This window comes from Streptomyces sp. NPDC048185 (genome assembly GCF_043202495.1).
GTDB lineage: Bacteria > Actinomycetota > Actinomycetes > Streptomycetales > Streptomycetaceae > Streptomyces.
Genome location: NZ_JBIDAN010000018.1, coordinates 81,256 through 108,200, shown reverse-complemented (window position 1 = coordinate 108,200; position 26,945 = coordinate 81,256). Strand labels below are relative to the sequence as shown.

Genomic DNA, 26,945 nt, shown 5'->3' with positions numbered 1-26,945 from the left:
GGCCGGCCTGGTCGTCCTCCGTCCGAACGGCGATGTCGAGGTCCACCGCGATCGGGGAGGGGCGGGCGAGCCGGTCCCCCGCCTCACACTCCGTACCGCTCCCGCAGCTCGATCTTGCGGACCTTGCCGGAGACGGTCATCGGGAAGGCGTCCAGGTTCTGCACCCGGCTCGGCACCTTGTAGTGCGCGAGCTGCCCGTCGCAGTAGGCGCGCAGCTCCTCCAGGGTGAGCGGGTCGGCCGCGTCGCGCGGGATGACGCAGGCGAGGACCTCCTCGCCGTACCGTTCGTGCGGCACGCCGACGACCTGGACGTCCGCGATCTTCGGGTGGGCGTACAGGAACTCCTCGACCTCGCGCGGGTAGATGTTCTCGCCGCCCCGGATGATCATGTCCTTGATGCGGCCGACGATCTCCACGTAGCCGTCCTCGCGCATCACCGCGAGGTCCCCGGTGTGCATCCAGCGGCCCCGGTCGATCGCCTCGGCGGTCTTCTCCGGCTCGTCCCAGTAGCCGAGCATCACGCTGTAGCCGCGGGTGCGCAGCTCGCCGGCCTCGCCGCGGGGCACGGTCACGCCTGTGACCGGGTCGACGACCTTCACCTCGATGTGCGGCAGGACCCGGCCGACGGTGCCGGTGCGGTGTTCGAGATCGTCGTCCATGCGGGTCTGGAGGGAGACCGGCGAGGTCTCGGTCATGCCGTAGCAGATGGAGACCTGCTCCATGTGCATCTCGGCGACCACCCGCTTCATCACCTCCACCGGGCAGGGCGAGCCCGCCATGATGCCGGTGCGCAGGGAGGACAGGTCGTACGCGGCGAAGTCCGGGTGGTTCAGTTCCGCGATGAACATGGTGGGGACGCCGTACAGGGACGTGCACCGCTCCTGCTGCACCGCCGCCAGTGTCGCTGCGGGCTCGAAGGACGGGGCGGGGATGACGATGCAGGCGGCGTGGGAGGTGGCGCCCAGATTGCCCATGACCATGCCGAAGCAGTGGTAGAAGGGGACGGGCAGACAGACCCGGTCCTGCTCGGTGTAGCCGACCGTACGGCCCACCCAGTAGCCGTTGTTGAGGATGTTGTGGTGGGAGAGGGTGGCGCCCTTGGGGAAGCCGGTGGTGCCCGAGGTGTACTGGATGTTGACCGGGTCGTCGCAGCTCACTTCCGCGGCGATCTCTCCGACCCGCTCCGGCGGCACGGAGGCGGCGCCGGCGGTCAGCGCGTTCCAGGAGGAGTCGCCGATGTAGACGGTCTCCCGCAGCGCGGGGCACCTGCCGCGGACCTGGTCCACGATCGCCCGGTAGTCGCTGTTCTTGTGCGCGAGTGAGGCGACGAGCACGCTGATGCCGGACTGGTTGAGCACGTACTCCAGCTCGTGCGCCCGGTAGGCCGGGTTGACGTTCACCATGATGACGCCGATGCGGGCGGTGGCGTACTGGACGAGGACCCACTCGGGGCAGTTGACCGCCCAGATGCCGACCCGGTCGCCCTTGGTGACGCCCTTGGCCAGCAGTCCGCGCGCCACCTCGTCGACGGCGGCACCGAACTCGGCGTAGGTCCAGCGCCGGCCGGAGGGCACGTCGACCAGGGCCTCGCGGTCGGGGTGGGCGGCGATCGCCCGGTCGAGGTTGGCTCCGATGGTGTCGCCGAGGAGAGGGGTCCCGGCGGTGCCGTGGGCGTAGGACAGCGCGGTCATCGGAAGTCCTCCTCGCGGTACTCGTCCTGCGAGCCGGCCGCCGTGGCCTCGCGCAGCTCGATGCGGCGGATCTTGCCGGAGACGGTCTTGGGCAGCTCGCCGAACTCCAGGCGGCGGACGCGCTTGTACGGGGCGAGAACCTCGCGGGAGTGCTCGAAGAGGACCTTCGCGGTGTCCGGGCCCGGCGCCCAGCCCGCCGCCAGGACGACGTACGCCTTCGGCACCGCGAGCCGCAGCTCGTCGGGGGCCGGCACGACCGCCGCCTCGGCGACCGCCTCGTGCTCCAGCAGGGCGCTCTCCAGCTCGAAGGGACTGATCTTGTAGTCGCTGGCCTTGAACACGTCGTCGGCCCGGCCCACGTAGGTGAGGTAGCCGTCGGCGTCGCGGGCTCCGATGTCGCCGGTGCGGTAGTAGCCGCCGGCCATGGCCTCGGCGGTGCGGTCGGGGTCGCCGTGGTAGCCCGTCATCAGGCCGACGGGGCTCTCGGACAGGTCGAGCGCGATCTCGCCCTCGTCGGCGCCGGGGGCGCCGGAGACCGGGTCGAGGAGTTCGACGCGGTAGCCGGGGCTCGGACGGCCCATGGAGCCCGTCTTCAGCACCTGTCCCGGGCTGTTGGACACCTGCACGGCCGTCTCGGTCTGCCCGAAGCCGTCCCGGACGGTCACGCCCCATGCCTGCCGGACCTGTTCGATGACCTCCGGGTTCAGCGGCTCCCCGGCGGCGACGACCTCGCGCGGCGGGGTGGTGAGACGGGTCAGGTCGGCCTGGATGAGCATCCGCCACACGGTCGGCGGGGCGCAGAAGGTGGTCACCCCGGCCCTGTCCATCTCGGCCATCAGCCGGGGCGCGTCGAACCGCGTGTAGTTGTACAGGAAGACGGTCGCCTCGGCGTTCCACGGCGCGAACAGGTTCGACCAGGCGTGCTTGGCCCAGCCGGGCGAGGAGATGTTCAGGTGCACGTCGCCGGGCCTGAGCCCGATCCAGTACATGGTCGCCAGGTGGCCGACGGGGTACGACACGTGGGTGTGCTCGACCAGCTTGGGGCGGGCGGTCGTGCCCGAGGTGAAGTACAGCATCAGCGGGTCGTCGGCGGCGGTGGGACCGTCCGGGGCGAAGCCGGCGGGGGCCGTGGCGGCGTCCTCGTACGCCTGCCAGCCGGGGGCCGTGGTGCCGCCGACCGCGATACGCGTGTAGTCGCCGGGCACGTCGTCGAACTTGCCGGTGTCGCCGGCCCGCGCGATCACGTGCCTCACCCGGCCGCGGTCGACGCGGTCACGCAGGTCGGCAGGGCCCAGCAGGGTGGTGGCCGGGATGACCACGGCGCGCAGCTTCATCGCCGCCAGGGCGGTCTCCCACAGCTCGACCTGGTTGCCGAGCATGACGAGGACGCGGTCCTCGGCACGGACACCGCGCTCGCGCAGCCAGTTCGCCACGCGGTCGGAGCGGGCGGACATCTCCGCGAAGGAGACCCGGACCTCGGAGCCGTCCTCCTCCACGATGTGCAGCGCCGTGCGCTCGTTGCCCTCGGCGATCACGTCGAACCAGTCCAGCGCCCAGTTGAACTCCCCCGGGCGTGGCCAGGTGAAGCCCTCGTAGGCGGTGGCGTAGTCCTCACGGTGTTCCAACAGGAAATCGCGCGCGCTGCGGAACAGCTCGGTCGCCGTCGTCATCTGTCCTCCTCGGTGCCGGACCATTGCCGGGCGGCTCTCTGCCATCGTGTAATCCGTGATGCAGGTCTCACTACCCCCGAACGGGGGTGTGCGCGAGGGAACGGGCCGCGAAGGAGTGAGCGGGAGTGGCGGTGGACGCGGCTGACGTGGTGGAGATCCGCGGTGCCCTGGTGCGGCTGCGGCGCGCCACCGGGCTGCCGGTCGCCTTCGGCGGGCTGGTGGAGTCCGGCCGGCGTCGGGTGCGGATCAGCGAGCTCAGCGGCACGGCGACCGCGGCGCTCAGCGCCCTCGCGGTGACTGCCGGCAACGGCCTGGGCGGCAAGGCGGTGGCGCTGTCGCGGCCGTGCGCGGTGACGGACTACTCCGTCTCCCGGCAGATCAGTCACGAGTACGACCTCCCGGTCGCCGCCGAGGGCCTGCGCTCGGTCGTGGCGGTGCCGGTGGTGGTGCGGCGCAGGGTACGCGGCGTGCTGTACGGCGCCCTGCGCTCGGCCCAGCCGCTGGGCGACCGGACGCTGGGCGCGGCCGTGGAGGCGGCGCGGGACGTGGAGCAGGCGCTGCTGCTGCGGGACGAGGCGGGCGAGCTGCTGGCGGCGGCCGCCCGGCCGGAGCCGGCGCGCGATCCGGCCGGGTCCGCGGCGTGGGAGCAGGTGCGGGAGGCGCATGCGGCGCTGCGGGCGCTGGCGCCGAGGATCGCGGACCCGGCGCTGCGGGACGAGTTGCTGCGGGCGTGCGGGATGCTGGCCGCGGGCGGCTCCGCCGTCGACGGGGTGCGGCTCGCTCCGCGTGAGGTGGACGTGCTGGCGTGTGTCGCCGCCGGGTCGACGAACGCGGTGGCCGCGGAGCGGCTGGGGGTGGGGCCGGAGACGGTGAAGGGGTACCTGCGGTCGGCCATGCGGAAGCTGGGCGCCCGCACCCGCGGCGAGGCGGTGGTCGCGGCGCGGCGGGCGGGTTGGCTGCCGTAGCCGTCCGGCGGTTAGCGGGGGGGGGGCGTGCGGGGCGTTCTCCGGGGGGTGCGTCGGTCGTGCGGGTGCGGGTGGGTGGGGGCTGGGCGCGCAGTTCCCCGCGCCCCTGGGGGGTCGGTGCGGGGCCCCGGGGCCCGTGCGCCGTCTTGTGGCTGCGGGTGCGTGGGGGCTGGGCGCGCAGTTCCCCGCGCCCCTGGGGAGGTCGGTGCGAGGGCCGGGATGAGGCGCCGGGGCCCGTGCGTCGGTCGTGCGGGTGCCGGTGGGTGGGGGCTGGGCGCGCAGTTCCCCGCGCCCCTGGGGAGGTCGGTGCGAGGGACGGGACACAAGGCCCCGGGGCCCGTGCGCCGGTCGTGCGGGTGCCGGTGGGTGGGGGCTGGGCGCGCAGTTCCCCGCGCCCCTAGGGAGGTCCGTGCGAGCGCCGGGACACAAGGCCCCGGGGCCCGGGCGTCGGTCGTGCGGGTGCCGGTGGGTGGGGGCTGGGCGCGCAGTTCTCCGCGGACCTGGGGGCGCCTGGGCGGGGGCAGGGCTGTGGGCATTCCGGGGGGCTTTGTATTCTGTGTTCGGCGCCTTGTTATTTCCCTCACCTCCTCGCTCTCCCTTAATTCATTGCACCGATGCCTAATATTGGCCGGGACACGACACGCGAGGGGAGCGGTCACCGTGCGACGGGACTTCACGGAGCCTGCCGGGGGCCGCTCGGACCTGGTCATCGGGCGGGAGGTACCGTTCGGCGCGGCCCGTGAGCAGCTCACCCGAGGCGGCAGCGTGCTCCTGCACGGCCCCGCCGGAATTGGAAAGTCGGCCGTCCTGCGGACACTGACCACCGAATATGCCCGCACGGCACGCACCGTGTTGCGCTGCTCGGCCACGGAGTCCGAATCCCATCTCCCGTTCCTGGCCCTCGCCGACCTCCTCGGCCCGGTGCTGGACGAGGTCTCCGGTGTCCTGCCCGCCGCGCAGCGCACCGCGCTGGAGTCGGCCCTCACCGGCCGCGGCGAGTCCACGCTCCAGCGGGACGGACTCGCGCTGCGCCTGGCCGTGCTGGCCGCGCTGCGCGCCCTCGCCGCCGAGGGCCCCGTCCTCGTCGTCGCCGACGACCTGCAATGGCTGGATCCGGCCAGCACCGAGCTGCTCGGCTTCGCCGCCCGCCGCCTGGGCGACACCCCCGTGCGGCTGCTGTGCGCGGTACGGACGGACGGCCAGGAGTACGACCGCCATCTGCGCGCCTCCCCGCCGGACACCCGGGTGGTGCGGCTGGATCCGCTGACCCGGGCCCAGGTGTCGGCGCTGCTGGACCAGCGCGGTTTCTCCGGTCTGCCCCGTTCCACGGTCCGCGAGATCCACCGCACCAGCGGCGGCAACCCGCTGTTCGCGCTGGAACTGGGCCGCGCCCTGGCCGAGAACCCCACCCCGCCCCGGCCGGGTGAGCCGCTGCCGGTGCCGACGTCGCTGCGCGCGCTGGTGCTCAACCGCCTGGAGATGCTGTCGGAGGAGGCCCGCCGCACGCTGCTGGTGGCCAGCGCGGGCGCCCGGCCCACCCCGGCCCTGCTGCACGCGGCCGGCCGGGCCAACGCCGAGGCGGAGACCGCCCAGGCCGCCGAGCTGGGCCTGCTGGCGACCGACCCGGAGGGCCCGGCCGTACGGTTCGCGCATCCGCTGATCTCGGCCGCGCTGTACGCCGAGGCGCCGGCACCGGAACGGCGGGCCGCGCACGCCGCGCTGTCCACGGCGGCGTCCGACCCGATCGAGCGCGCCCGGCACCTCGCGCTGGCGACCACCGGCACCGACCCGGACGTGGCGGCGCGGCTCGCGGAGGCCGCCGCGCTGGCCCGGGACCGCGGGGCGCCGTCGGTGGCCGCGTCGCTGGGGCTGCTGGCGGCCCGGCACACTCCGCCGGACAGCACACCGGGGCCGGACGGGCACCGGCTGCAGGCCGCGGAGGACGCGATCACCGCGGGCGAGGTGGACCTCGCCCGGGACGTCGCCCGCGAGGTGCTGACCCGGGCCACCGCGTCGGGCGAGCGCGTACGGGCCTGGATGGTGGTCATCGAGGCGGCCGGCCAGGCCATCGGCGACGTCGACGCCGTCTTCCCGCAGGCCCTGGCCGACGCGGGTGACGACCCCCGGCTGCTGGCCCTGGTCCACTACCAGCTGGCCTGGCGCGGTCTGGTGGTGCAGGGAGACTTCGCGCAGGGCCGGGAGGAGGCGGCGCACGCGGCCCTGCTGGCGGCGCGGGCCGGGGACCGGAGCACCGAGCTGCTCGCGCTGGCGTTCCAGGCCCAGGCGGAGACGCTGATGGGTCATCCGGACGCTCCCCTGACGATCGAGCGGGCGCGGCAGGAGCCGCAGGACCCGCGGGTGGCGTGCCATCACAACGGGGCGGGCTCGACCCGGTACCGCTGGCTGGTGATGAGCGACCGGCTGGCGGAGGCGCGGAGCACCGTCACGGCGCTGCTGCGCGAGGTGCGCCGTCGCGGCATGGCCGAGAGCGAGGTGCACTACCTGCGCTTCCTCTCCGAGACCGAACTGCACGCCGGGCACTGCGGCCGGGCGCTGGAACTGGCCCGGGAGAGCCTGACGCTGGCGCGGGACGCGGGCATCGGCGAGGGCGCCGGGGCGATGCAGGCGGCGCTGGCCGAGGCCGCGGGCGGGGACGTGGAGCGTGCGCTGGCGCTGGCACGGGAGGCGGTGCGGCGGGCCGAGGAGGACGGCGACGCGGTGTACCTCTCGCGCGCCCTGGCCGCGCTGGGCCACGCCCACCTGGTGGCGGGCGACGCCCGTGCGGCCGTGGACGCGCTGCGGCGGGTACGGGAACTGGAGGCCGGGGCCGGCATCACCGACCCGGCGCGGGGCCGGTGGCAGGGCGACCTCGCGGAGGCGCTGGTGCGGACCGGGCAGCGGGCCGAGGCCCAGGAGGTCATCGAGGTCACGCGCGCGCACGCGCTGCGGCTGGGCCGCGGGAGCGTGCTGGCCGTGCTGGACCGGGCGGAGGCGCGGCTGCGGGCGGCGCGGGGCGAACACCGGTCCGCCGTCTCCCGCTTGGTGGTGGCGCGGGACCGGCTCGCCGAGCTCGGCTTCGGACTGGAGGAGGCGCGGGCGGCGTTCGCGCTGGCGGAACTGCGGGCGGACCGGCCGGGGCCGGTGTCGTACGACGAGGCGGCGCGGCTCTTCCGGCGCTGCCGGGCGCTTCCCTGGCTGCGGCAGGTGGAGGCGGCCGTCGCGGCGCGGGCGGCCACGGTCGCCCCGGCGCCCGTGCGGCACGCCGCGGCTCCGGACTGTCTGGCGGGTCTGGCCTCGATGGAGCGTCAGGTGGCCTCGCTCGTCATGGAGGGCGCCACCAACCGGGAGATCGCCGCCCGCCTGTTCGTCAGCGTCAAGACGGTCGAGGCGACGCTCACCCGGGTCTACCGCAAGCTCGGGATCCGGTCGCGGGTCGACATCGTCAGACTGGCGGCGGGCCGCAAGACGTAGCCCGGCGGGGCGGCGCGGACGCGCCCACCGGCGGTGCGTGACAGACCCGGCCGCGGGGCAGGCCGATCGTGGCCCGGCGGGCCGGCGGCGCCCGGCGCGGTCGCCACTACGGGACCGGGCCCGGACACCGGCCCCCGCGGCCAGACCATCGGGACGGCTGCACGCGGCCCGACGGAACGGCGGCGCCCGGCGTGGTCGCCACTACGGGAGCGGGCCCGGACACCGGCCCCCGCGGCCAGACCGTCGGGACGGCTGCACGCGGCCCGACGAAACGGCGGCGCCCGGCGCGGTCGCCACTACGGGACCGGGACCGGACACCGGCCCCCGCGGCCAGACCGTCGGGACGGCTGCACGCGGCCCGACGGAACGGCGGCGCCCGGCGCGGTCGGCACTACGGGACCGGGACCGCGACCGGGACCGGACACCGGCGTCATGCGGCGAGGCCCGGCGGGCCGGGCGCGGGGCGGGCCGCGCGTGGGGCCGTCTGCCGGCGGCGCCCGGTGCGGCCACGGCCGTCGGCGCCGGGACGCCCTAGTCGTTCGTGGCGTGCGTGCCGAGGAAGTCGAGGGTGAGCGCCACCAACCGGTCGGGGAACTGGTCGTGCGGGTAGTGGCCGGCGCCCTCGATCATCTCGACGCGGCCGAGGCCGGGCGGCAGGGCGTCGACGATCGCCGACCCCTCGGCGTGCGGGTCGACCCAGTCGGGGTCGAGGGTGCCCATCACCACCAGGACCGGGCAGCGGACGTCGGCGAGCCGTGCGCCCGCGTCGACCGGGGCGCTGCGGCCCATGCCCTGCATGGCCTTCATCCGGCCGGGCTCGCGCAGCAGGGACTCGATGCGGCCGAGCCGCTCGGCCCAGTCGGCCGGCCTGACGCCGGGGTAGGCCACCTCGAGGTAGGAGCGCCAGAGCGGCAGGCTGCCGAGCACGCCCGCGCCGAGCAGCCGCGACATGCCCCGCCGGAAGCGCCTCACCCGCAGGTCGCCGAGGCGGACGGACTGCTTGCGGGTGAACGGCGCCAGCTCGACGACCGCCGTGACCAGCGAGGGGTCCTGTGCGGCGGCGATGGTGGCGGCGCCGCCGGAGACCGAGTGGCCCACGACGACCGCCGGCCCGCCCAGGTGGCGGATCACGGCGAGGAGGTCACCGGCGATGTCGGTGCGGCTCCAGGCCGGCCAGGCGACGCTGGACTCGCCGCAGCCGCGCAGATCGACGGCGGCGACCCGGTGGCCCGCCGCCACCAGGGCCGGCATCACGGCACGGTAGGCGGCGCGGCTGTCCCCCACGCCGTGGGCGAGGACGATCAGGGGACCGGCCCCCGCCACCTCGTAAGCGATCGTGCCGCCGTCGACGGCAAGGTACTCGGTCATGGCTTCCCCCGACTCCGATTGGCTAACGTTGTTAGCTTCAAGCTAATGCTGTTAGCCGAGGATGTCAACGGAACCGGGACGCCCGTCGGCACGTCCGAGGAGGCGGCCGGTTCAGGGCCGTGCGGGCGGAGGTTTGACGGGGGCTCACCGAGGGTTATCCCTGCCCGACTCCCTTAGGGGCTTCCCTCATTGGGAGGCCGGTGCCGCCGGTTCTAGCGTGAGGACGTGCCGCTCGCCCGGGCATACGGGGGTCTGTCCCGAGACCCCCGTGCTCACCCCCCACGCCCGCGCGACCCCCCACCGGCAATCCTGAGGAGACTCATGTTCGGGCTCACTCGCGCCAGATCGACCGCCGCCGCCCTGGTCACCACCGCCGCCGCCGCGACCGCGCTGCTGGCCGCCCCCGCCGCGGACGCCGCGCCCCAGCCGATCGTCGGCGGTACGACCACGACGACCAGCGCCTACCCGTTCGTCATGCAGATCACCGACGCCTCGCAGAACCAGTTCTGCGGCGGCACCCTCGTCTCCCCCACGAAGGTGGTCACGGCCGCCCACTGCATGGCCGGCGAGACCACGCGCAGCGTGCGCGTCGTCGGCGGGCGCACCTACCTCAACGGCACCAACGGCACGGTCGGCCGGGTCAGCCGGATCTGGGTCCACCCCGGCTACTCGGACGCCGCCGACGGCGACGACGTGGCCGTGCTGACCCTGTCGGCGCCGATGCCGTACACGGCGGCGAAGTACGTCTCCTCGTCGGACACCTCCGTCTACGCGGCCGGCACCACCGCCCGCGTCCTCGGCTGGGGCACGACCCGGGAGAACGGCGCCTCCTCCAACCAGCTGCGGACCGCGACCGTGCCGGTCGTGTCCGACTCGAGCTGCCGCACCTCCTACGGCTCCGACTTCGTCGCGAGCGACATGGTGTGCGCCGGATACACCTCCGGCGGCGTGGACACCTGCCAGGGCGACAGCGGCGGGCCCCTTCTCATAGGGGGCGTCCTGGCAGGGATCACTTCCTGGGGCGAGGGCTGCGCCCGAGCCGGTTATCCGGGCGTCTACTCCCGGCTGACCACCTTCTCGGACCTGGTGACCGCGCAGGTCACCTCGTAGCCCCGCCCCGGCAGGACTCCTGAGCATCCCTCAGGTGCAAGACCGGGGGGCGTTGCGGGCCTCCACGAGCGGCCCGCAGCGCCCCCTCTCCATGCCCGTCGGCCGCCGGGCCGCGCCGGTCAGCCGCGCACGGTCCCGAACCGGATCACGTAGGCCTCACCCGGGTGCAGCGTCGCCAGCGTCCGCTCCCCCTCGGCCACGACCTCGTCCCGCTGCGCCCCGGTGAGCCGGCCGAAGGTCTCGACGACCAGAGCCCCGTCCTCGAGCTTCCACAGTCCGGCCACGAAGCCGTCGACGAGGAGGACCCGGTACCCCGTGTTCCCCCGCCAGGTGCGGCCCTTGTGTTCCGGCGGGACCACGCGGGTGCGGTCGGCGTGGGACAGGAGCAGGTTGTCGAACTCCGGCAGGAAGCGCGGCGGGGCCGGGGTGTCCGGGTCGGGGCGCGGCGCGTCGGGCAGGTCGAACAGTTCGGTGCCGTCCGGGCCGCGGAAGGTCACGAGCCGGGGCCGGAGCCGTTCGAAGGCGTCCCGCAGCCGGGTCAGGCCGGCCCAGGTCTGCATGTCCTTCACGGACGCCGGGCCGAAGGCGCCCAGGTAGCGCAGCACGGTGTCGTCCGGAGGCGGCACCGGCTGCGCGGGGCGTCCGAGCCAGTGTTCGGCGGTGGTGAGCGTGACCTGGCCGCTGCGGCCCCACAGTCCGCGCGGCGTCACCTGCACGAGCGGGAGCCGGCAGCGCGCGGCGACGGACAGGGCCTGCGGGTCGGCGTCGGGCCACTCGGTGAGCAGCTCCTCCCGCAGCTGCCCCATGGTGCGCGGCTCGGCCTCCACCAGCTCACGGGCGACGACGGCGAGCCGGTCCAGGTCGACCCCCACCAGCCCTTTGCGGAAGGTCCCCAGCTCCCGGTCCCGGGCGGCCTGCACCAGCGGACGCAGGGTCAGGCAGTCGTCGGCGGTGTGGGTGTGGATGGTCGAGCGCAGGGTGACGATGCGGGCGACCCGGCGGCCGGCCATCGCCGCGGACAGATCCTCGGGGCGGAAGCCGTCGAGCCGGGCGGCGAGCGCGTAGTACGGGGGCTTCACGTTCTGGGCCTGGAGTCCGACGAGGTGCGCGACCGCGCCCTCGGCGGACAGCGGCGCGCGGCGCAGCAGCAACTGCCGGGCGAGCGTGGCGCGGTTGAGCGCGCGGCTGCCGAGCACGGGGGCCGTCGTGGGTGCCTTGGACGTCATGCGGTGCACGGTAGCGCCGCCCGCGGCGGGCCCGCGTCCGTGACGGCCCGCCCCCGCCGGGCACTCGGAGCCCGGGCGGCGGGCCCGCCGGGTGCTGGGTGAGCCGGCGGAGCGGTCGTGGGGGATGATCGCTGAAGAGGGCCGGCCCGGTGAGGGAACGACGGGATCGCGAGGGAGGCCGCGGATGCACGAGCCGGCGGTGGCGTTGTGGGACGTGAGCAACGGGCAGGGGCTGCGTCAGCTGGCCGAGCTGGGGCTCGCCCTGCTGCTGTCCAGCCTGATCGGCTGGGAGCGCGAGGCCCAGCAGAAGAGCGCCGGCCTGCGCACCCACACCCTGGTCGGCGTCGCCAGCGCGCTGATGATGGAGATCTCCCAGCACGGTTTCTCCGCCGTGCTGGGCATGGACGGCGTCTCCCTCGACCCGTCCCGGGTGGCGGCGCAGATCGTCTCGGGGATCGGTTTCATCGGCGGTGGCCTGATCTTCGTACGGCGGGACGCGGTACGGGGGCTGACGACCGCGGCGACCATCTGGCTGACCTGCGCGGTCGGCATGGCCTGCGGCGGGGGGCTGCCGCTGCTGGCCCTGGCGACCACGGCGCTGCACTTCGTGGTCGTGCGCGGCTACCCGGCCCTGGCCTCGCGCATCGCGAAGGAGACGGCCACCACGGTGGAGATCCGGCTGACCTATCTGACCGGCCGGGCGCTGCTGCCGCAGCTGATGGAGACGTGCACGCGGCGCGGGTTCCGCATCCTGCGGGTGACCGCCGAACGGCTGCCGGGCCGCACGGATCCGGCCGCCCGGGTCCTGCTGCGGCTGGAGGGGACCGGGGACGCGGTGCGGCTGACCTCCGACCTGTTCCACGCCGAGGGCGTGCTCGACGCCGACATGAACGTCGCCGCGGAGGAGGAGTAGCCGAACGGGGGACACGGCGGTTCTCCCGCGGCCGGGCGGGCACCCATGGCCACTGTGCAGCGACTACACGCATCGGACGGACGCGACGGCCGGGCCGGGCGGACCCGGGTGCTGGTGACCGGGTGGTTCAGCTTCCTGGACGGGGAGGCGACCGCCGGGGACGTGCTGGCGCTGCGCCGGGTCGAGGAGGTGCTGCGGGCCGCGGGGCTCGCCCACGACGTCGTGTGGAGCCCGGGGTTCCGGGCGGACGCGCTGCACTTCGCGGACGTGGACCCGGCGGACTGGTCGCACCTGGTGTTCGTGTGCGGGCCGGCCCACGGGCCGCAGGTGGAGGAGCTGCACCGGCGGTTCGCGCACTGCGTGCGGGTCGCGGTCGGCGTCTCCGTCGTGGATCCCGGCTCCCCCGCCGTCACGGGTTTCGACCGTGTCCTGGCCCGGGACGCCGTCGGCACCGAGCCGACCCTGGACCTCGCGGCCCGCGCCCCCGCGCTGCCCGCCCGTCCCGTCGTCGGGGTGGTGCTCACGCACGGGCAGCACGAGTACGGGGCCCAGCGGCGGCACGACCAGGTCGCCGAGGGGGTGACGCGCTGGCTGGCCGGACGGGACTGCGCGCGCCTGGAGTTGGAGACCCGGCTGGACGCGCACGACTGGCGGCTGTGCGGCACGCCGGCCCAGCTGGAGGCCGTGCTGTCCCGGCTGGACCTGGTCGTCACCGACCGGCTGCACGGGCTGGTGCTGGCCCTGCGCGCCGGGACGCCCGCGCTGGCGGTGGACCCGGTCTCGGGCGGCGCGAAGGTGACGGCGCAGGCCCGCGCCTGCGGCTGGCCCGCGCTGGTGGCCGCCGAACGGCTGGAGGCGGGTGTGCTGGACCACTGGTGGCGGTGGTGCCTGACCGACGGGCGGGAGGCCGCGCGGCGGATCGGCGCCGGGTTCCGGGCGCAGACCCCACCGGACGGCGCCGACGCTCTGGTGGCGGCGCTGGGCATGCAACCGGCCGGTTGAGCCGGCCCGCGCGCGGGCACCCGGTGGTGGTCGGTCCGCGCCCAGGAGGAACATCATGACCATCAGCCGCCTCCCCGATCACGAACAGCGCATACTCGACGAGGTCGAACGGGCGTTGCGCCGCGACCGCCGGCTCGACCGGCGGCTGCGCACGCTGCGGCTGCGCCGCGGACCCGACCTCACCCGCCTGGCGTCCTACCGCCCGCGCACCCTGACGGTCGCTCTGCTGCTCGTGCTGTCCCTCACCCTCATGGTGACCGGCATCGTCACCTCGGAACCCGCCGTGATCTGGGCGTTCGCCCTCGTGTGGCCGCCCACGCTGTTCGCGGCGTTCCGGCTGCTGTGCCGGTGGTCACGGGGCTGACGGCACCTCCCCCGTACGGCGCCGCACACGCACCCGGTCTCCCGTCCCCTCGGCGGGAGACCGGGTGCGTGCGGTCCCGTCAGCCCGTGTAGCTGCGCGCCGTCGAGGCGCGCTGGGCCGGTTCCAGGGCGCGCAGCCGCGCCTCCACCTCGGCGGGCAGCACCCGGCGTTCGCGCAGGACCCACGGCAGGGCGGCCGTCGCCTCGGCGAAGGCCCGCAGGGACGCGGTGTCGCGCGGGACGGTCCTGGCCAGGTGCAGGGTGCGGCGCAGGGCGTACCCGGCCGGGCGGCGGAGCCAGGTGAACCACAGGGTGTTGCGGATGCCGTGCGCCCGGCGGAGCGTCGAGTCGCGGACCTCGGAGGGGTGGTGGTGGACGGTCAGGTCGTCGTCGTACGTCAGCCACCAGCCGTCGGCGGCCAGGTCCGCGGCGAGGAGCTCCTCCTCGCCGCCCAGCCACAGCCGGGGGTGGAAGCCGCCGGCGGCCCGGAAGGCGTCGGTGCGCAGGACGGTCGCCGCGGCCAGGAACGAGCCGAGCGCGGGTCCCGGGAGCCAGTCCGGGCGGGGCACGGGCGAGTCGCGCAGCTCCCTGACGATCGGGTCCTCGGTGCCGCCGGGCTCGACGACGATGCGGGCGGTGACGGTGCCGACCGCGGGGTGCCGGTCGAGCAGGTCGGCGGCCCCGGACAGCGAGCCCGGCGCCCACCAGGAGTCGTCGTCGCAGAAGGCCACGTAGGGCGTGCGGACCTGGCGGACCGCCAGGTTGCGTCCGACGGCGCCGAGGTTGCGGCCGGGGCACAGCAGCGTCACGTCCGGGTGGTGACGGGCGACGGCGGCGGCCGTGCCGTCGGTGGAGGCGTTGTCGGTGACGATCACCGGCGGTCTCTCCGGCAGCTCGGCGAGACGGTCCAGGGTGCGCAGGAGTTCGGGGCACCGGTTGTGGGTGATGACCACGACGGTCGTACGGGGGTCCGTCATGAGGTCGCTTCCTCCAGGAGGCGGGCGCCCCGTTCCACGTGCGGGGGCAGGGGCCTGCGGGCGCGCAGCGCGGCGGGCAGGCGGGTGAGCGTCTCGCGCAGGGCGCGGCGCGCGTGGGGATCGCGGCGCGCCTCGGCGGCGAGGGCGCGGGTGCGGGCGAGGGCGTTCGGCAGGGGGCGGCGCAGCCAGGCCGTGAGGAGTTCGTTGCGCCGGACGACGGCCGGGCGGTCGGCGCGCGGGCCGGGGTCCGGGTGGTGGTGGGCGACCACCTCGGGGCAGTGGGTGACGCCCCAGCCGCGGGCGGCCAGGTCGTAGGCGAGGAGGGTCTCCTCGGCGCCGAAGAACAGCAGGGGGTGGTAGCCGCCGGCGTCGAGATAGGCCTCGCGGCGGGCGACGGCCGCGCAGCCGAGGAAGCCGAGCACCTGGGTGCCGGGCAGGTCGGCGGCCCGGCCGAGGGGGGAGCCGTCGAGCACGTCGTTGAGCGGGTCGGGCTCCTCGGCGGGGCCGACGAGGGTCCGTGCGGAGAGCAGGCCGAGCCGTGGGTGCTCGTCGAACAAGCGGGCCGCCGCGCCGAGGGCGCCGGGCGCCCACCAGGAGTCGTCGTCGCTGAACGCCACGTACGGCGTGTCGAGCGCGCGGACACCGTGGGTGCGGGCGAGGGCGCCGCGGTTGAAGGGCAGTGCGAGGACGCGGACCCGGGGGAAGTCGCGGGCGAGCATCGCGCGGGTGTCGTCGGTGGAGGCGTTGTCGGCGACCAGGATCTCGGGCCTTTCGGGCAGCGCGAGCAGGTGGCGCAGGGTCACGGCGAGGCTCGCGGAGCGGTCGCGGGTGGCGATGACGATGCCGACGGGTGCGTGCCTCGCGGGTCCGCCGTGCGGCCGGTCGCGGGTGGTCGTCGCGGCACGGCCGGCGCCGGTGCCTCGGTGGGTGCCGGCGTGGGTGCCGTGGTGGGTGCCGTGGTTCATGGTGCCTCGCAGAGGGCGTCCAGGGCGTCCAGGACGTCGAGCGCCTCGAGGACGTCGTCGGTGCCGATCCGCAGCAGCGCGGGGTCGGTCTCGTGACCGTGCGGGTCGCCGTCCGGCCCGGGGTGCCACAGGACGCGGTGGCGGGGGTGGCCGGGCGGGCCCCAACGGCTGGGCGGGACGGGGCCGAAGAGGGTGACGGAGGGTACGGCGTGGGCGACGGCGAGGTGGGCGATGCCGGTGTCGCCGCTGACCACGGCGCGGGCGCCGGCCACCAGGGCGGAGAGCCGGTCGTAGGGCAGGCCGCCGGTGAACACGTCCGCGTCGGGCAGGCCGGCGAGCTTGGCGAGACGGGCCACGAGGTCGCCCTCGTCCGCTCCCCCGGTCACCACGACGCGCCGGCCGCGCTCGCGCAGGGCGTCGGCGACGGCGGCGTACCGCTCGACGGGCCAGCACCGCGAGGGGGCGCCCGCGCCGGGGTGCAGGACGATCGCGCCGGGCGCCGGGGAGGGGGTGCCCGGGCGTGGCAGGTGCAGGTCGGTGGGGTCGGCGTCGATGCCGTAGGCGGTCAGGAGACGGCACCAGCGGTCGCGTTCGTGCTCGTCCGCGTACCAGGGCGGGCCGTCGACCTCCGGGGTCTCCGGGTGGGCGAACGCCAGCAGTCGCCGCGGGCGCAGGCGCATCAGCAGCCGGTGACTGGGCGGCCCGTTGCCGTGCAGGTCGACGGCGACGTCGGGGGGCGGGCCGGTCCAGTCGAGGGTGCGCGGCACGGCCCGGCCGGGCTCGGCGGCGGGCAGCACCCGGTCCACGGCGCCGGTCGCCGCGACGACGGGCGCGAGCTCGCCGGGGGTGGCCAGCACCACCTCGTGCCCGGGGTACGCCCGGCGCAAGGCGCGCAACGCGGGGACGCCGGCGAGGAGGTCCCCGAGCCCGAGGGCCCGCAGGACGAGCACCCGCGGCCGCGGCAGCCCTCCGGGCGCGGAGGACATGTACGCGGCACCGGCGATCGGCGGATGCACCGGATCACCCGTCACCGGCCCCCCGGCCGACGGCGGGCACGCCTCCTCCCCCTCCGCCGACGGACCACGACGACCGTCGTCCCGCACCGCCGGCCCCCGTCGGACGCGAGCCGCGTCGCGCGGTATCGGCTCGCCGGGCGGGGCCGTGGGGGGCGGATGCACCGGATCACCCGTCACCGGCCCCCCGGCCGACGGCGGGCGCCTCTCCTCCCCCTCCGCCGACGGCGACGGACCACGACGACCGTCGTCCCGCACCGCCGGGCCCCGTCGGACGCGAGCCGCGTCACGCGGTGTCGGCTCGCCGGGCGGGACCGTGGGGGGCGGGTGGACCGGGTCGCCCGTCACCGGCCCCCCGGCCGACGGCGGGCACGCCTCCTCCCCCTCCGTCGACGACGGCGCCGACGGACCACGACGACCGTCGTCCCGCACCACCGGGCCCCGTCGGACGCGAGCCGCGCTGCGCGGTATCGGCTCGCCGCGCGGGGCCGTGGGGGGCGGGTGGACCGGGTCGCCCGTCACCGGGCCCCCGGCCGACGGAGGACGGGGGCGGGGGCGGCCGGGGGCAGGGGGGCTCATCGGACGCCCTCCGCGGCGCGGGCCATCAGGGCCGTGGAGGAGCGGCCGTCGAGGTACGGCAGCAGGACCGCCTGACCGCCCCACTCCTGGAGCAGGGCGGCCTCGGGGAGGTCGGCGCCCGCGTAGTCGCCGCCCTTGACCCAGACGTCGGGGCGCAGGTCGCCGAGGAGGCGTTCCGGGGTGTCCTCGTCGAAGACGGCGACCGCGTCGACGCAGGCGAGGGCGCGCAGGACGCGGACGCGGTCGGCGAGGGGGTTGACGGGGCGGCCGTCGCCCTTGCGGCGCCGCACCGAGGCGTCGGAGTTGACGCAGACGACCAGGCAGTCGCCGAGCCGCCGAGCCGCCTGGAGGAGGCCGACGTGCCCGGCGTGCAGCAGGTCGAAGCAGCCGCCCGCGGCGACGACGGTGCCGTGCTGGGCGCGGACGCGGGCGGCCAGGGCGTGCGGGTCGTCGGTGTCGGGCGAGGGGCTGGTGTCCGGGCCCGAGTCGGCGGGCGGCAGGGCGCCGGCGCCGCCCGCTGCGACGAATGCCGTCGCGGAGCCCACCGCGCCCTCGACGGCCTCCCCCACCAGCGCGCCGTCGGCGAGCAGCCCGGCGGCGGTCGCGGCGAACCGGTCGCCCGCGCCGCAGGAGTCGCCGTGGTGGGAGGCCGGCGCGGGGACGAGCAGCGGGTGTTCGCCGTACGACAGCAGCGCGCCGCGCGCCCCGAGGGTCACCGTCACCGCGGCCACCCGCCAGTCGCGGACGAGCGCGGCGGCGTGGTGTGCGGCGGCGCGCAGTCCGCCGCCGGCGTCGCCGTCCTGGGGGGCGAAGCCGTGCGCCTCCTTCTCGGCGGGCGTCACCAGCCGGGTGCCGGGCACCGGGGCGCAACCGCGCGGATGCGGGTCCCAGACCAGGGGCGGACGGGCGGCCAGCACGTCCCGCAGGGCGTCCGCCGCGCCGCGGCCGTAGTCGGAGACCAGGACCGCCCGGGCGGAGCGCAGTACGCGACGCGCCTCGTCGGTGGCCTCGCGGGCCCGGCCGCCGCCGCGGTCGAGGCGGACGACGGGGCGGTCCTGGGCGAGGACGCGGGTCTTCTCGGGCAGCGTGCCGGTCAGCGGCAGGGCGACCAGCGTCAGCCACGGGTCCAGCAGTTCGCGCAGCAGCCGGCTCGCGGGGTCGTCGCCGACACCCGCGATCAGCGTGACCTCGCGGCCGTCGCGGGCGGCGAGGTAGGCGGCGAGCGCGGCGCCGCCGGGCCGGACCCGTTCGGCGCACCCGGACACGACCGGTACGGGCGCGTCGGGTGCGAGCCGGTCGGCGGAGCCGGTCAGGTCGCGGTCCAGCAGGGCGTCGCCGACCACCACCAGCGGGGTCCTGTCAGCCATGCGTCGCGTCACCTCCGCGTCCTCTTGCCGGGCACGCCCCGTTCCAGGGCGGCGTCGAAGGCCGCGCAGATCATGTGCACGGCGACCAGGTGGATCTCCTGGACGGTGGCCGTCGAGGGGGCGTCCACGCACAGGGACTCGTCGCTGCCCGCCATCAGCGGGTTCGGGGCGCAGCCGGTGAGGGCCCAGACCCGCACGCCGGCGGCGCGGCCCGCGTCGGCGGCGGAGAGCAGGTTGGCGCTGGCACCGGACGTGGAGAGCAGCATCAGGACGTCGCCGTCCCGGCCGTGGGCGCGCACCTGGCGGGCGAACACCTCGTCGACGCCGTAGTCGTTGGCGATCGCGGTGGTGCTGGAGGTGTCGGCGTGCAGGGCGATGGCGGAGAACGGCGGCCGGTCGTCGCGGTAGCGGCCGACGAGCTCGGCGGTCAGGTGCTGGGCCTGGGCGGCGCTGCCGCCGTTGCCCGCCGCCAGCAGCCTGCCGCCGCCGGACAGGACGCCGGCGAGCCGCGCGCCCCAGCGTTCGGTGACGTGCGCGGAGGCACGGAACGCCCGCAGCGCCTCCTGGAGTTCGTCGCAGTGCCCGACGACGGGCGGGTGCACGGTCATCACGCCACCTCCTTCGACAGCTCGTGGTCGGCGAGCGTCAGGCGGTACACCTGTTCCGCGCCGTCGGCGACGCGCCGCCACGTGTAGTGCGCGAGGACGCGTTCGCGACCGGCCGCGCCGTACCGGCGGCGCAGCTCCTCGTCCGCGAGGAGTTCGCAGGCGGTCTCGGCGATCGCGTCCGGGTCCTGCGGGGCGACGAGCCGGCCCGTGACGCCGTCGGCGACGGAGTCGCGGTGGCCGCCGACGTCGGTGGCGAGGACGGGCACGCCGCAGGCCATGGCCTCCAGCGGGACGATGCCGAACGGCTCGTAGACCGGGGTGCACAGCACCAGGTCGGCGCTGCCGAGCAGGGCGGGCATGTCGCGCAGGTCGACCGCGCCGAGCAGCCGGACCCGGTCGGCGACGCCGGCGCGGCGGGCGAGCCCGGCCAGGCGCTGTGCCTCGGGGTCGGTGTCCACGGCGTCGGACGGCGGGCCGCCCGCGATGAGGAGTTCGGTGTCGGGGATGTCGGCGAGCGCCTGGATCGCCTGGTCGTAGCCCTTGCGGGGCACCAGCCGGCCGCAGGCCAGCAGGCGGTGCCGCTGCCGCCGGGCGGGGGTGCGGCCGGAGGCGGCGCCGGGGCGGAAGTGCCCGGCGTCGACGCCGCAGGGCACGACCGACACCTGCCGGGGCGGTACGCCCATGTCGCCGAGTTCGACGACCTCGTCGGTGCAGGTGGCCAGCACCCGTTCGCAGGTGCGGCCGAGCTGCCGTTCGATGCCGATGCGCTCGTACGGGCTGGTGTCCCGCATGCCCTGGTGGCGCCGCTTGACGGTGCCGAGGGCGTGGAAGGTCTGCACGAGCGGGATGCCGTGCGGTCCGGTGCCGGCCTGGGAGGCCATGCCGGACATCCAGAAGTGGGCGTGGACCACGTCGGGCCGCTCGCGGCTCCACGCGCGCGCCAGGTACGCGCCGAAGACCGGCATGTGCGGGAACAGGTCGTCCTTGGGGAGGACTTCGGCCGGTCCCGCCGGGACGTGCTCGACGACGCCGCCGCCCGGCAGCGGGACCCGGTCGGGCAGGTCCAGCGAGTCGCGGCGGGTGTAGACCGTGACGTCGTGGCCTCGCTTGGCCAACTCCTCGGTGAGACGGGCCACGTAGACGTTCTGTCCACCGGCGTCGACGCCACCGAGCGCGGCGAGCGGACTCGCGTGCTCGGACACCATGGCGATCCTCATCGGGTCACCTCCTTCAGCAGCCGCTCCCAGTCGTCCAGGAAGCGGGTCAGCCCGTAGCGGGACAGGGCCGCCGCACGGGCGCCGTCGCCGACCGTCCGCGCGTGCAGCGGGTCGGCGACGAAGTCGCGTACGGCGTCGGTCAGTACGTCGATGCGGTTGGAGACGACCCCGGCGCCCGGGGGCACGGCCTCGGTCACCTCCGTGGTGGCGAGCGCGACCACGGGCATGCCCAGGTGCATGGCCTCCAGCAGGGACAGGCCGAGGGAGGTCCAGCGGACGGGGTGGACGTAGACGCGCCGGCGGGCGAGCTCGGTGTGCAGGTCGCTCTGGACGACGTCCTGGGTGCGGCAGCGCCCGGGGTCGACGCCGATGTGTCCGGCGAGTCCTTCGGTGCGCATGCCGAACACGTCGAGCGGGGCGGCGCGGGCGAACTCCGGCAGCAGGTCGGTGCCGGTCGTGCGGCCGCGCCGGATCGGCTCGTTGACGACGACGGCCGCCCGGTCGAGCTCGCCGGTCCAGCGGTGGCCGGGGTCGACGATGCCGTGCTCGACGACGGTGGCGGGGGCCGGTCCGGAGTCCCACATCAGCCGGTTGAAGTGGGTGACGTGGACGAGGGTGACGCCGGGGATGTCCGCGGCGGGGTGACGGGTGTCGGGTACGCCTGGAGCGCGGCCGTCGGGGGCGTTGTGCTCCAGGTAGACCAGGGGCGGGCGGCGGCCGAGCCACTGGTCGACGAGGGCGAGTTCGTGGGGGCGCTGGAGGATCACGACGTCGATGTCCTCGTCCCGCAGTTTCTCCGGCGGGACCTCGATCACCGACTCGGGCCAGTCCCAGGTGCGGGCGCGGCCGAGGCCGTCGGGTCCGCGGTCCGGGGTGACCGGGACGAGGTAGGTGTGCGGGCCCTGCACGAAGGCCGTGGTCCACGACCCGTGCACGTGCCAGATGAGGATCCTCATGCCTCCCCCAGGAGTTTCTCGACGGCGGCGGCCACGTCGGTGGCCGTGACGGTGTTCAGGCAGGGGTGGCCGGGGACGGGGCAGTCCCGGGCCCTGCTGTCGGCGCAGGGCGCGTCCTGGTCGCCGAGCAGGACGTACGGGACGCCGTACGGCCGCCAGCGCTCGGCCGGTACGACCGGGGCGAACAGGGAGACCACGGGGGTGCCGACGGCGGCGGCGAGGTGGGCGGGGGCGGTGTTGCCGGTGACGACGGCGCCGGCGCCCGCGAGGACGCCGGAGAGTTCCGGTGCCTCGGTGCGGCCGCCGAGGTCGGTGCCGTGGGTGCCCGCGACGTACGCGGTGAGGTCGCGTTCGCCGGGGCCGCCGGTGACCAGCACGCGGTGGCCCGCGGCGGCCAGTTCGCGCACCGCCTCGGCGCTGCGCTCGGGGCTCCAGGCGCGGGCGGGGACGCTGGCGCCGGGGTGCAGGACGACGTAGGGGCCGGGGCCGGTGAGGTCGTCGGTGGCGGGCGGGGGGTGCACCCGGAGCCTGCCGTCGTCGGGCCGCGGGAACCCGGCCGCCTCGGCGAGGTCGAGGGCGGCCTCGGCCTCGTGGGCGTGCGGGGCGCGCCGGTGGCGCAGGTCGAGCAGGGAGCCGGGGTAGTCCACGCTGTCCGCGGCGATGTACCGGACGCCGGCCAGGCGCAGCACCAGGGCGGTGGGCAGCGGGGACTGGTGGAAGGAGGTGAGGACCAGCGCCGTGTCGGCGTCGATCCGCTCCACCAGGGCGTCGATGTCCTCCCTGTCGACGTCGGGCGGCTCGAACCCGCCCCACGGCGCGTCCCACACCAGGACCTCGTCCACACCGGGCAGCAGCCGGGCCGCGGGCGCGCCGCGCGGTCCGCACAGCAGGGTGACGTGCTCGGCGCGGGCGGCGACGGCACGCACGGCGGGCCCGGCGAGCAGCACGTCCCCGAAGCTGTCGAGCCTGGCGACCAGAGCCTTCATCGCGCCCTCCCACGGGTGCCGTCGCCGCCGGCCGGGCCGAACGCCGCCTTCAGGGGCCGCTCGTTCACCAGGACCCGGCCTCTCGGCGGGCCGGTGAGGAGGGCGCGGGCGGCGGTCAGGACGTCCGGGGCGACGTGGTCGGCGGCGGCCGTCTCCTCGGGGCGGGTCCGCTCGTTCGGGACGAGGACGCCGTGGGCGCCGGCCCGTTTCGCGGCCTCGACGTCGGCACCGATGTCGCCGATGACGACGCAGTCGGCGGGGGCGGTGCAGAGGCGTCCGGCCGCCCACAGCACCAGCCCCGGCCGCGGCTTGCGGCAGCCGCAGCCGTCGTCGGGGCCGTGCGCGCAGATCGCCCAGACGTCGAAGGGGCCGATCAGCTCGTCGACGCGCCGGTTGACCCGGCGGACGTCGACGTCGTCGATCAGGCCGCGGGCGATGCCGGACTGGTTGGTGACGACGCCGACGCGGATGCCGTGGTCGCGCAGCAGCGTCACCGCCTCGCGGGCGCCGTCGACGGGCCTGACCCGTTCGGGGTCGCCGTTGTAGGGGACGTCGTGGACCAGGGTGCCGTCGCGGTCGAAGAGCACCGCCTTCACCGGGCTCATGCGGCCACCTCCTGCCAGGCGGGGGCGCCGCGGTGCCGCCACAGTCCGCTCAGCCGGTGCCAGGTCGCGGCGGGCGGGATGAGCGCGCTGGTGACCAGCATGGTCGTCACCTCGTGGCGGGTGCGCGGTCCGGGGGCGATGCGGGCCCAGGCGAACTCGGCGGTGCCCGCGGCCCAGCCGAGGCCGGCGAGTGCGGCGGCCCGGGGACGGCCGGCGACCGCGAGGACGAGGGCGGCGGCTCCGGCGGCGGTGATCGCGGCGTGGCGACGGATGCGGCCCCGGGGGGCCACCGCCTTGGACCACCAGCCGGGGCCGTGCAGGCGCCGCATCAGGGCGTCGTCGGCGTTGCCGCGCTGCTGCTTCAGGGACACCCAGCGGGAGGCGGGGCGTACGGGGTGGCGGGTGGTGCGGCGGCCCCGCTGGATGCGCCACCCGGCGTCGAGGACGCGCAGCGCGAGGTCGGCGTCCTCGCGGAAGGCGCGCGGGAAGCGTTCGTCGAAGCCGCGGACCTGCTTGAGCACTTCGGTGCGGTACGCCATGTCGGCGGTGATCCAGCGGGCCCGGGCGAGTCCCGCCGTGCCGCGCTCCCAGTCGGTGGGGCGCCGCTCGCCGGGCAGGGGCACGGCGATGACGCCCTGCACGGCGCCGGTGTCGGGGGCCGCCTCGGCGAGGTCCTGCACCAGCTGGTCGCACCAGTGCGGCCCGACCTGGACGTCGTCGTCGAGGAAGGCGGTCCACGGCGACGTGACCGCGCGGATGCCGGTGTTGCGGGCGGCGGCGGGCCCGCGGCCCCCGCTGCGCAGCACGACGGTGCATGCGCGCAGGTCGCCGAGGACGCTCAGCGCGTGGTCGAGCGCCGCCGGGTCGGCGTCGGGCACGGGCCGGTCGTCGACGAGGACGATCTCGTCGGGGCGGGGCCCGTGTGCCGCGGCCAGCGCGGCCAGGCAGTCCCTCAGCGTGCCGCGGGCGAGGGTGGGGATGACGACGGCGTAGCCGGTCATGGGGGCGCCGGTCATGCGAACGCCCTCCCCCGGCGCACCGCGAACGGGCCGATGGCCAGCAGGTCCACGGGTGCGGAGCCGAAGCACTCCAGCGCGTCGCGCGGGTCGTCGACCATGGGCCGCCCGGCGGTGTTGAGGCTGGTGTTGACCACGACGGGCAGCCCGGTGCGCCGCTCGAAGGCGGCCAGCATCCGCGCGACGAGCGGCTCGCTGCGCTCCTCGACGGTCTGGATGCGGGCGGTGCCGTCGACGTGCACGACGGCCGGGACGCGGTCGCGCCACGCGGGGGCGACGTCGTGCACGAAGAGCATGTACGGGCTCGGAAGGGGCCCGGTGAAGAGGTCGGCGGCGCGGTCGGCCAGCACCATCGGCGCCACGGGACGGAACTCCTCGCGGCCCTTGACGTGGTTGAGCCGCTCCAGGTTCTCGGCGCGGCCCGGGTGGGCCAGCAGGGAGCGGTGCCCGAGGGCGCGCGGCCCGAACTCGCTGCGGCCCTGGAACCAGGCGACGATGCCGTCCCGGGCGAGTTCCTCGGCGACCGTCTCGGCGATGTCGTCGGGTTCCTCGTAGGGGACGGCGGCCGTCTCCAGCCAGGCGCGGATCTCCTCGTCGCTCCAGCCGCGGCCCAGGTCGGCGCCGGCCATCGGCTCGGGTGCGGCGCCCTCCCGGGCAGCGGCGACGTGCAGGGCGCCGCCCAGGGCGGTGCCCGCGTCGCCGGCGGCGGGCTGCACCCACACGTGCCGGTACGGGCCGCGCGCGGCGATCTTCGCGTTGGCGACGCAGTTCAGGGCGACGCCGCCGGCCATGGTGAGGGCCTTGCCCCCGGCTTCGCGGTGCAGCCAGTGGACGAGTTCGAGGAGCAGTTCCTCCAGGACGGCCTGGGTGCTGGCGGCGAGGTCCGCGTGGTCCTTCGTCCAGTCCTCGCCCTGGGCGCGCGGCGGGGCGAGGGCCGCCCAGTCGACGCCGTGGGCGCGGAAGCCGCCGTCACCGGTGGCGTGGATGTGCTCGCGCAGCCGGTCCAGGTGGCGGGGGGTGCCGTAGGAGGCGAGGGCCATCACCTTGTACTCGTCGCTGCTGCGCAGGAAGCCGAGGTGTTCGGTCAGTTCCTCGTAGACCAGGCCCAGCGAGTGCGGCAGCGCCTGGGTGGCGAGGGTGTCGAGCTTGCCGTCGCGGTAGCGGCCGGCCAGGTGGGAGGCGGACTCGCCGCGCCCGTCCAGGACGAGGACGTCGTTGTCGGGGTGCGGTGAGGCCGGTCCGGCGGAGGCGGCGTGGGCCACGTGGTGCGGGACGAAGACGACCTGGTCGGGATCGAGCCCGGGCAGCGCGTCGGCGAGGAACTGCGGGGCCCGGCGTGCGTACTCGAGGCGCAGCGGGTCCCAGGGGTCGTCCAGGCCCATGGCGCGGGCGGGCCGGGCGAGCCGGGGGTCGAAGGAGTACGCGACGGCGTCGAGTTCCTCGGGTCGCACCCCGGCGTGCTCCAGGCACCACCGCGCCGACAGCTCCGGTACCTCCCACGCGGAGAAGGGCACCGGGCGCTTGCCGTGCTTGCGCCGGCTGAAGCGCTCTTCCTCGGCGGCCGCAACGGTCCGGCCGTCGACGACGAGTGCGGCGGCCGGGTCGTGGAACAGGGCGTTGATACCAAGGATGCGCATGGGGTGTGCTCCGTCCCGGGGGACTGCTGGGGTCTGTTTGGCCTCGCGGGTGCCGCGCGGCGGCTGCCTCAAACACTTGGAAACAGCTCAATTCCGGACGAGAGTGGATATCTCACCCTCGGTGACGATGTGTGCGCCGCGTCCCCCGAGGGGCTACGCGGCGGCGGAGTGCGCGAACCAGCCGATGGTCCGCTCCAGCCCTTCACCCCAGCTCACCCGCGGCCGCCAGCCGAGCCGCTCCCGGGCCAGGGTGGTGTCGGGCCTGCGCCGGCACGGGTCGTCGACGGGGCGTTCGACGAACCGGATGCGGGAGCCGGACCCGGTGAGCTCGACGATGCGCCGGGCCAGTTCCAGCACGGTGATCTCGTCGTCGCCGCCGATGTTGACCGGGCCGCTCTCACCGGAGGCGGCCAGGGCGAGGACACCGGTGACGGTGTCCTCGACGTAGCACAGGGAACGCGTCTGGCCGCCGTCCCCGGCGACGGTGAGGGGCATGCCGTCCAGGGCCTGCGCGATGAAGGTCGGCACGGCACGGCCGTCGCCGGTGCGCATGCGGGGGCCGTACGTGTTGAAGATGCGGACGATCGCGGTGTCGGTGCCGTGGACCTGGCGGTGGGCGGTGACCAGGGCCTCGGCGAACCGCTTGGACTCGTCGTAGACGCTGCGCGGGCCGATCGGGTTGACGTTGCCCCAGTAGCTCTCGCGCTGCGGGTGTTCGAGCGGATCGCCGTACACCTCGGAGGTGGAGGCGAGCAGGAAGCGGGCGCCGTCGGCACGGGCCCGCTCCAGGGCGTTGCGGGTGCCGGTGCTGCCGACGTCGAGGGTCTCCAGGGGCAGCCGGAGGTAGTCGGCGGGCGAGGCCGGGCAGGCGAAGTGCAGGACGAGGTCGAAGCGGCCGGGCAGGCCGCGCAGGGCCGCCGGGTCGGTCGCGTCGGCCCGGACGAACCGGAAGCCGCGGTGCCGTTCCAGGTCGGTCACGTTGCTCCGGGAGCCGGTGGCCAGGTTGTCGAGGCAGACGACGTCGGTGCCGGCGTCCAGCAGCCGGCCGCACAGGTGGGATCCCACGAACCCGGCGCCGCCGGTCACCAGGGCCCGGCGCCAGGCGCGTCCGCTCAGGGGGCTCTCGCTCACGGGTCTCTCCTCACTCTCGCCCACACCTACGTGTCGGCTGAGTAACCCGGACAAAGCGCCCACTACCTCGAACAGGAGAGCGAGAAATAACTATACACTGCGAATATAC

General features: G+C 75.8%; 22 protein-coding genes. 6 read left to right on the top strand and 16 right to left on the bottom strand.

All coding sequences use genetic code 11. The annotated features are described in order from the left end of the window. Window positions 1-83: 83 nt before the first annotated feature. Together ACGF3H_RS35475 and ACGF3H_RS35470 are read right to left on the bottom strand one after the other, a co-directional pair. On the bottom strand, window positions 84-1,691 hold the full coding sequence (locus ACGF3H_RS35475) for an AMP-binding protein (RefSeq protein ID WP_362495806.1): 1,608 nt from the start codon (window positions 1,689-1,691) through the stop codon (window positions 84-86). Continuing rightward, complete coding sequence (locus ACGF3H_RS35470) at window positions 1,688-3,361, bottom strand: AMP-binding protein (protein WP_362495809.1); 1,674 nt, start codon at window positions 3,359-3,361, stop codon at window positions 1,688-1,690. The genes ACGF3H_RS35475 and ACGF3H_RS35470 overlap by 4 nt, the downstream gene beginning before the upstream one ends. A gap of 125 nt (window positions 3,362-3,486) precedes the next feature. Here ACGF3H_RS35470 and ACGF3H_RS35465 point away from each other — a divergent pair, with 125 nt between their 5' ends. Both ACGF3H_RS35465 and ACGF3H_RS35460 read left to right on the top strand, forming a co-directional pair. Beyond that, window positions 3,487-4,326: a helix-turn-helix transcriptional regulator gene (locus ACGF3H_RS35465; RefSeq protein ID WP_362495812.1), complete on the top strand. Its 840-nt coding sequence runs from the start codon at window positions 3,487-3,489 to the stop codon at window positions 4,324-4,326. Between the two features lie 660 nt (window positions 4,327-4,986). Next, the gene (locus ACGF3H_RS35460; RefSeq protein ID WP_362495815.1) at window positions 4,987-7,797 is read left to right on the top strand and encodes a LuxR family transcriptional regulator; all 2,811 of its coding nucleotides are present in this window, start codon (window positions 4,987-4,989) and stop codon (window positions 7,795-7,797) included. A 531-nt stretch (window positions 7,798-8,328) separates the two neighbouring features. Here the strand turns inward: ACGF3H_RS35460 and ACGF3H_RS35455 are convergent. Then, window positions 8,329-9,165, bottom strand: a complete 837-nt coding sequence (locus tag ACGF3H_RS35455) for an alpha/beta hydrolase (protein WP_362495817.1) — start codon at window positions 9,163-9,165, stop codon at window positions 8,329-8,331. A 321-nt stretch (window positions 9,166-9,486) separates the two neighbouring features. Here ACGF3H_RS35455 and ACGF3H_RS35450 point away from each other — a divergent pair, with 321 nt between their 5' ends. Further along, the gene (locus ACGF3H_RS35450; protein ID WP_362495820.1) at window positions 9,487-10,275 is read left to right on the top strand and encodes a serine protease; all 789 of its coding nucleotides are present in this window, start codon (window positions 9,487-9,489) and stop codon (window positions 10,273-10,275) included. 119 nt (window positions 10,276-10,394) lie between these two features. Here ACGF3H_RS35450 and ACGF3H_RS35445 read toward each other — a convergent pair whose 3' ends face one another. Next, the gene (locus ACGF3H_RS35445) at window positions 10,395-11,501 is read right to left on the bottom strand and encodes a winged helix DNA-binding domain-containing protein (protein WP_362495822.1); all 1,107 of its coding nucleotides are present in this window, start codon (window positions 11,499-11,501) and stop codon (window positions 10,395-10,397) included. A gap of 184 nt (window positions 11,502-11,685) precedes the next feature. Here ACGF3H_RS35445 and ACGF3H_RS35440 point away from each other — a divergent pair, with 184 nt between their 5' ends. From ACGF3H_RS35440 to ACGF3H_RS35430, 3 genes are read left to right on the top strand one after another with little or no spacing between them, the layout of a single operon-like run. Beyond that, entirely contained in the window at window positions 11,686-12,414 is a 729-nt protein-coding gene (locus tag ACGF3H_RS35440; protein ID WP_362495824.1) for an MgtC/SapB family protein, read from the top strand. Between the two features lie 45 nt (window positions 12,415-12,459). After that, entirely contained in the window at window positions 12,460-13,416 is a 957-nt protein-coding gene (locus ACGF3H_RS35435) for a polysaccharide pyruvyl transferase family protein (protein WP_362495827.1), read from the top strand. A 55-nt stretch (window positions 13,417-13,471) separates the two neighbouring features. Beyond that, window positions 13,472-13,780, top strand: coding sequence for a DUF3040 domain-containing protein (locus ACGF3H_RS35430; protein ID WP_362495830.1), 309 nt, complete (start codon window positions 13,472-13,474; stop codon window positions 13,778-13,780). 79 nt (window positions 13,781-13,859) lie between these two features. On the opposite strand, the gene ACGF3H_RS35425 is transcribed toward ACGF3H_RS35430, so the two are convergent. The 12 genes from ACGF3H_RS35425 to ACGF3H_RS35370 form a co-directional block, all read right to left on the bottom strand. Then, on the bottom strand, window positions 13,860-14,756 hold the full coding sequence (locus tag ACGF3H_RS35425) for a glycosyltransferase (RefSeq protein WP_362495832.1): 897 nt from the start codon (window positions 14,754-14,756) through the stop codon (window positions 13,860-13,862). Beyond that, window positions 14,753-15,721 carry a glycosyltransferase gene (locus ACGF3H_RS35420; RefSeq protein ID WP_362495833.1) on the bottom strand — a complete coding sequence of 323 codons (969 nt, stop codon included), beginning with the start codon at window positions 15,719-15,721 and terminating at the stop codon, window positions 14,753-14,755. Before ACGF3H_RS35420 ends, ACGF3H_RS35425 begins: the two co-directional genes overlap by 4 nt. After that, window positions 15,718-16,707 (bottom strand): glycosyltransferase family 9 protein, encoded by a 990-nt coding sequence (locus tag ACGF3H_RS35415; protein WP_362496045.1) that lies wholly within the window; start codon window positions 16,705-16,707, stop codon window positions 15,718-15,720. Before ACGF3H_RS35415 ends, ACGF3H_RS35420 begins: the two co-directional genes overlap by 4 nt. A gap of 602 nt (window positions 16,708-17,309) precedes the next feature. Next, entirely contained in the window at window positions 17,310-18,680 is a 1,371-nt protein-coding gene (rfaE2, locus tag ACGF3H_RS35410) for a D-glycero-beta-D-manno-heptose 1-phosphate adenylyltransferase (protein WP_362495836.1), read from the bottom strand. An 8-nt stretch (window positions 18,681-18,688) separates the two neighbouring features. Then, window positions 18,689-19,288 carry an SIS domain-containing protein gene (locus ACGF3H_RS35405; RefSeq protein WP_362495839.1) on the bottom strand — a complete coding sequence of 200 codons (600 nt, stop codon included), beginning with the start codon at window positions 19,286-19,288 and terminating at the stop codon, window positions 18,689-18,691. Further along, window positions 19,288-20,505 carry a glycosyltransferase gene (locus tag ACGF3H_RS35400; protein WP_362495842.1) on the bottom strand — a complete coding sequence of 406 codons (1,218 nt, stop codon included), beginning with the start codon at window positions 20,503-20,505 and terminating at the stop codon, window positions 19,288-19,290. The genes ACGF3H_RS35405 and ACGF3H_RS35400 overlap by 1 nt, the downstream gene beginning before the upstream one ends. After that, window positions 20,502-21,461 carry a glycosyltransferase gene (locus ACGF3H_RS35395; RefSeq protein ID WP_362495844.1) on the bottom strand — a complete coding sequence of 320 codons (960 nt, stop codon included), beginning with the start codon at window positions 21,459-21,461 and terminating at the stop codon, window positions 20,502-20,504. Before ACGF3H_RS35395 ends, ACGF3H_RS35400 begins: the two co-directional genes overlap by 4 nt. After that, window positions 21,458-22,447, bottom strand: coding sequence for a glycosyltransferase family 9 protein (locus ACGF3H_RS35390; RefSeq protein ID WP_362495846.1), 990 nt, complete (start codon window positions 22,445-22,447; stop codon window positions 21,458-21,460). The genes ACGF3H_RS35395 and ACGF3H_RS35390 overlap by 4 nt, the downstream gene beginning before the upstream one ends. Then, a complete protein-coding gene (locus ACGF3H_RS35385) occupies window positions 22,444-23,052 on the bottom strand; it encodes an HAD-IIIA family hydrolase (RefSeq protein ID WP_362495848.1) in 609 nt (202 codons plus the stop codon). Before ACGF3H_RS35385 ends, ACGF3H_RS35390 begins: the two co-directional genes overlap by 4 nt. After that, window positions 23,049-24,068, bottom strand: a complete 1,020-nt coding sequence (locus ACGF3H_RS35380; RefSeq protein ID WP_362495851.1) for a glycosyltransferase — start codon at window positions 24,066-24,068, stop codon at window positions 23,049-23,051. The genes ACGF3H_RS35385 and ACGF3H_RS35380 overlap by 4 nt, the downstream gene beginning before the upstream one ends. Next, window positions 24,065-25,705, bottom strand: coding sequence for a carbamoyltransferase C-terminal domain-containing protein (locus ACGF3H_RS35375; RefSeq protein ID WP_362495853.1), 1,641 nt, complete (start codon window positions 25,703-25,705; stop codon window positions 24,065-24,067). The genes ACGF3H_RS35380 and ACGF3H_RS35375 overlap by 4 nt, the downstream gene beginning before the upstream one ends. A gap of 153 nt (window positions 25,706-25,858) precedes the next feature. After that, window positions 25,859-26,836, bottom strand: a complete 978-nt coding sequence (locus ACGF3H_RS35370; RefSeq protein WP_362495856.1) for a UDP-glucuronic acid decarboxylase family protein — start codon at window positions 26,834-26,836, stop codon at window positions 25,859-25,861. Window positions 26,837-26,945 lie beyond the last annotated feature (109 nt).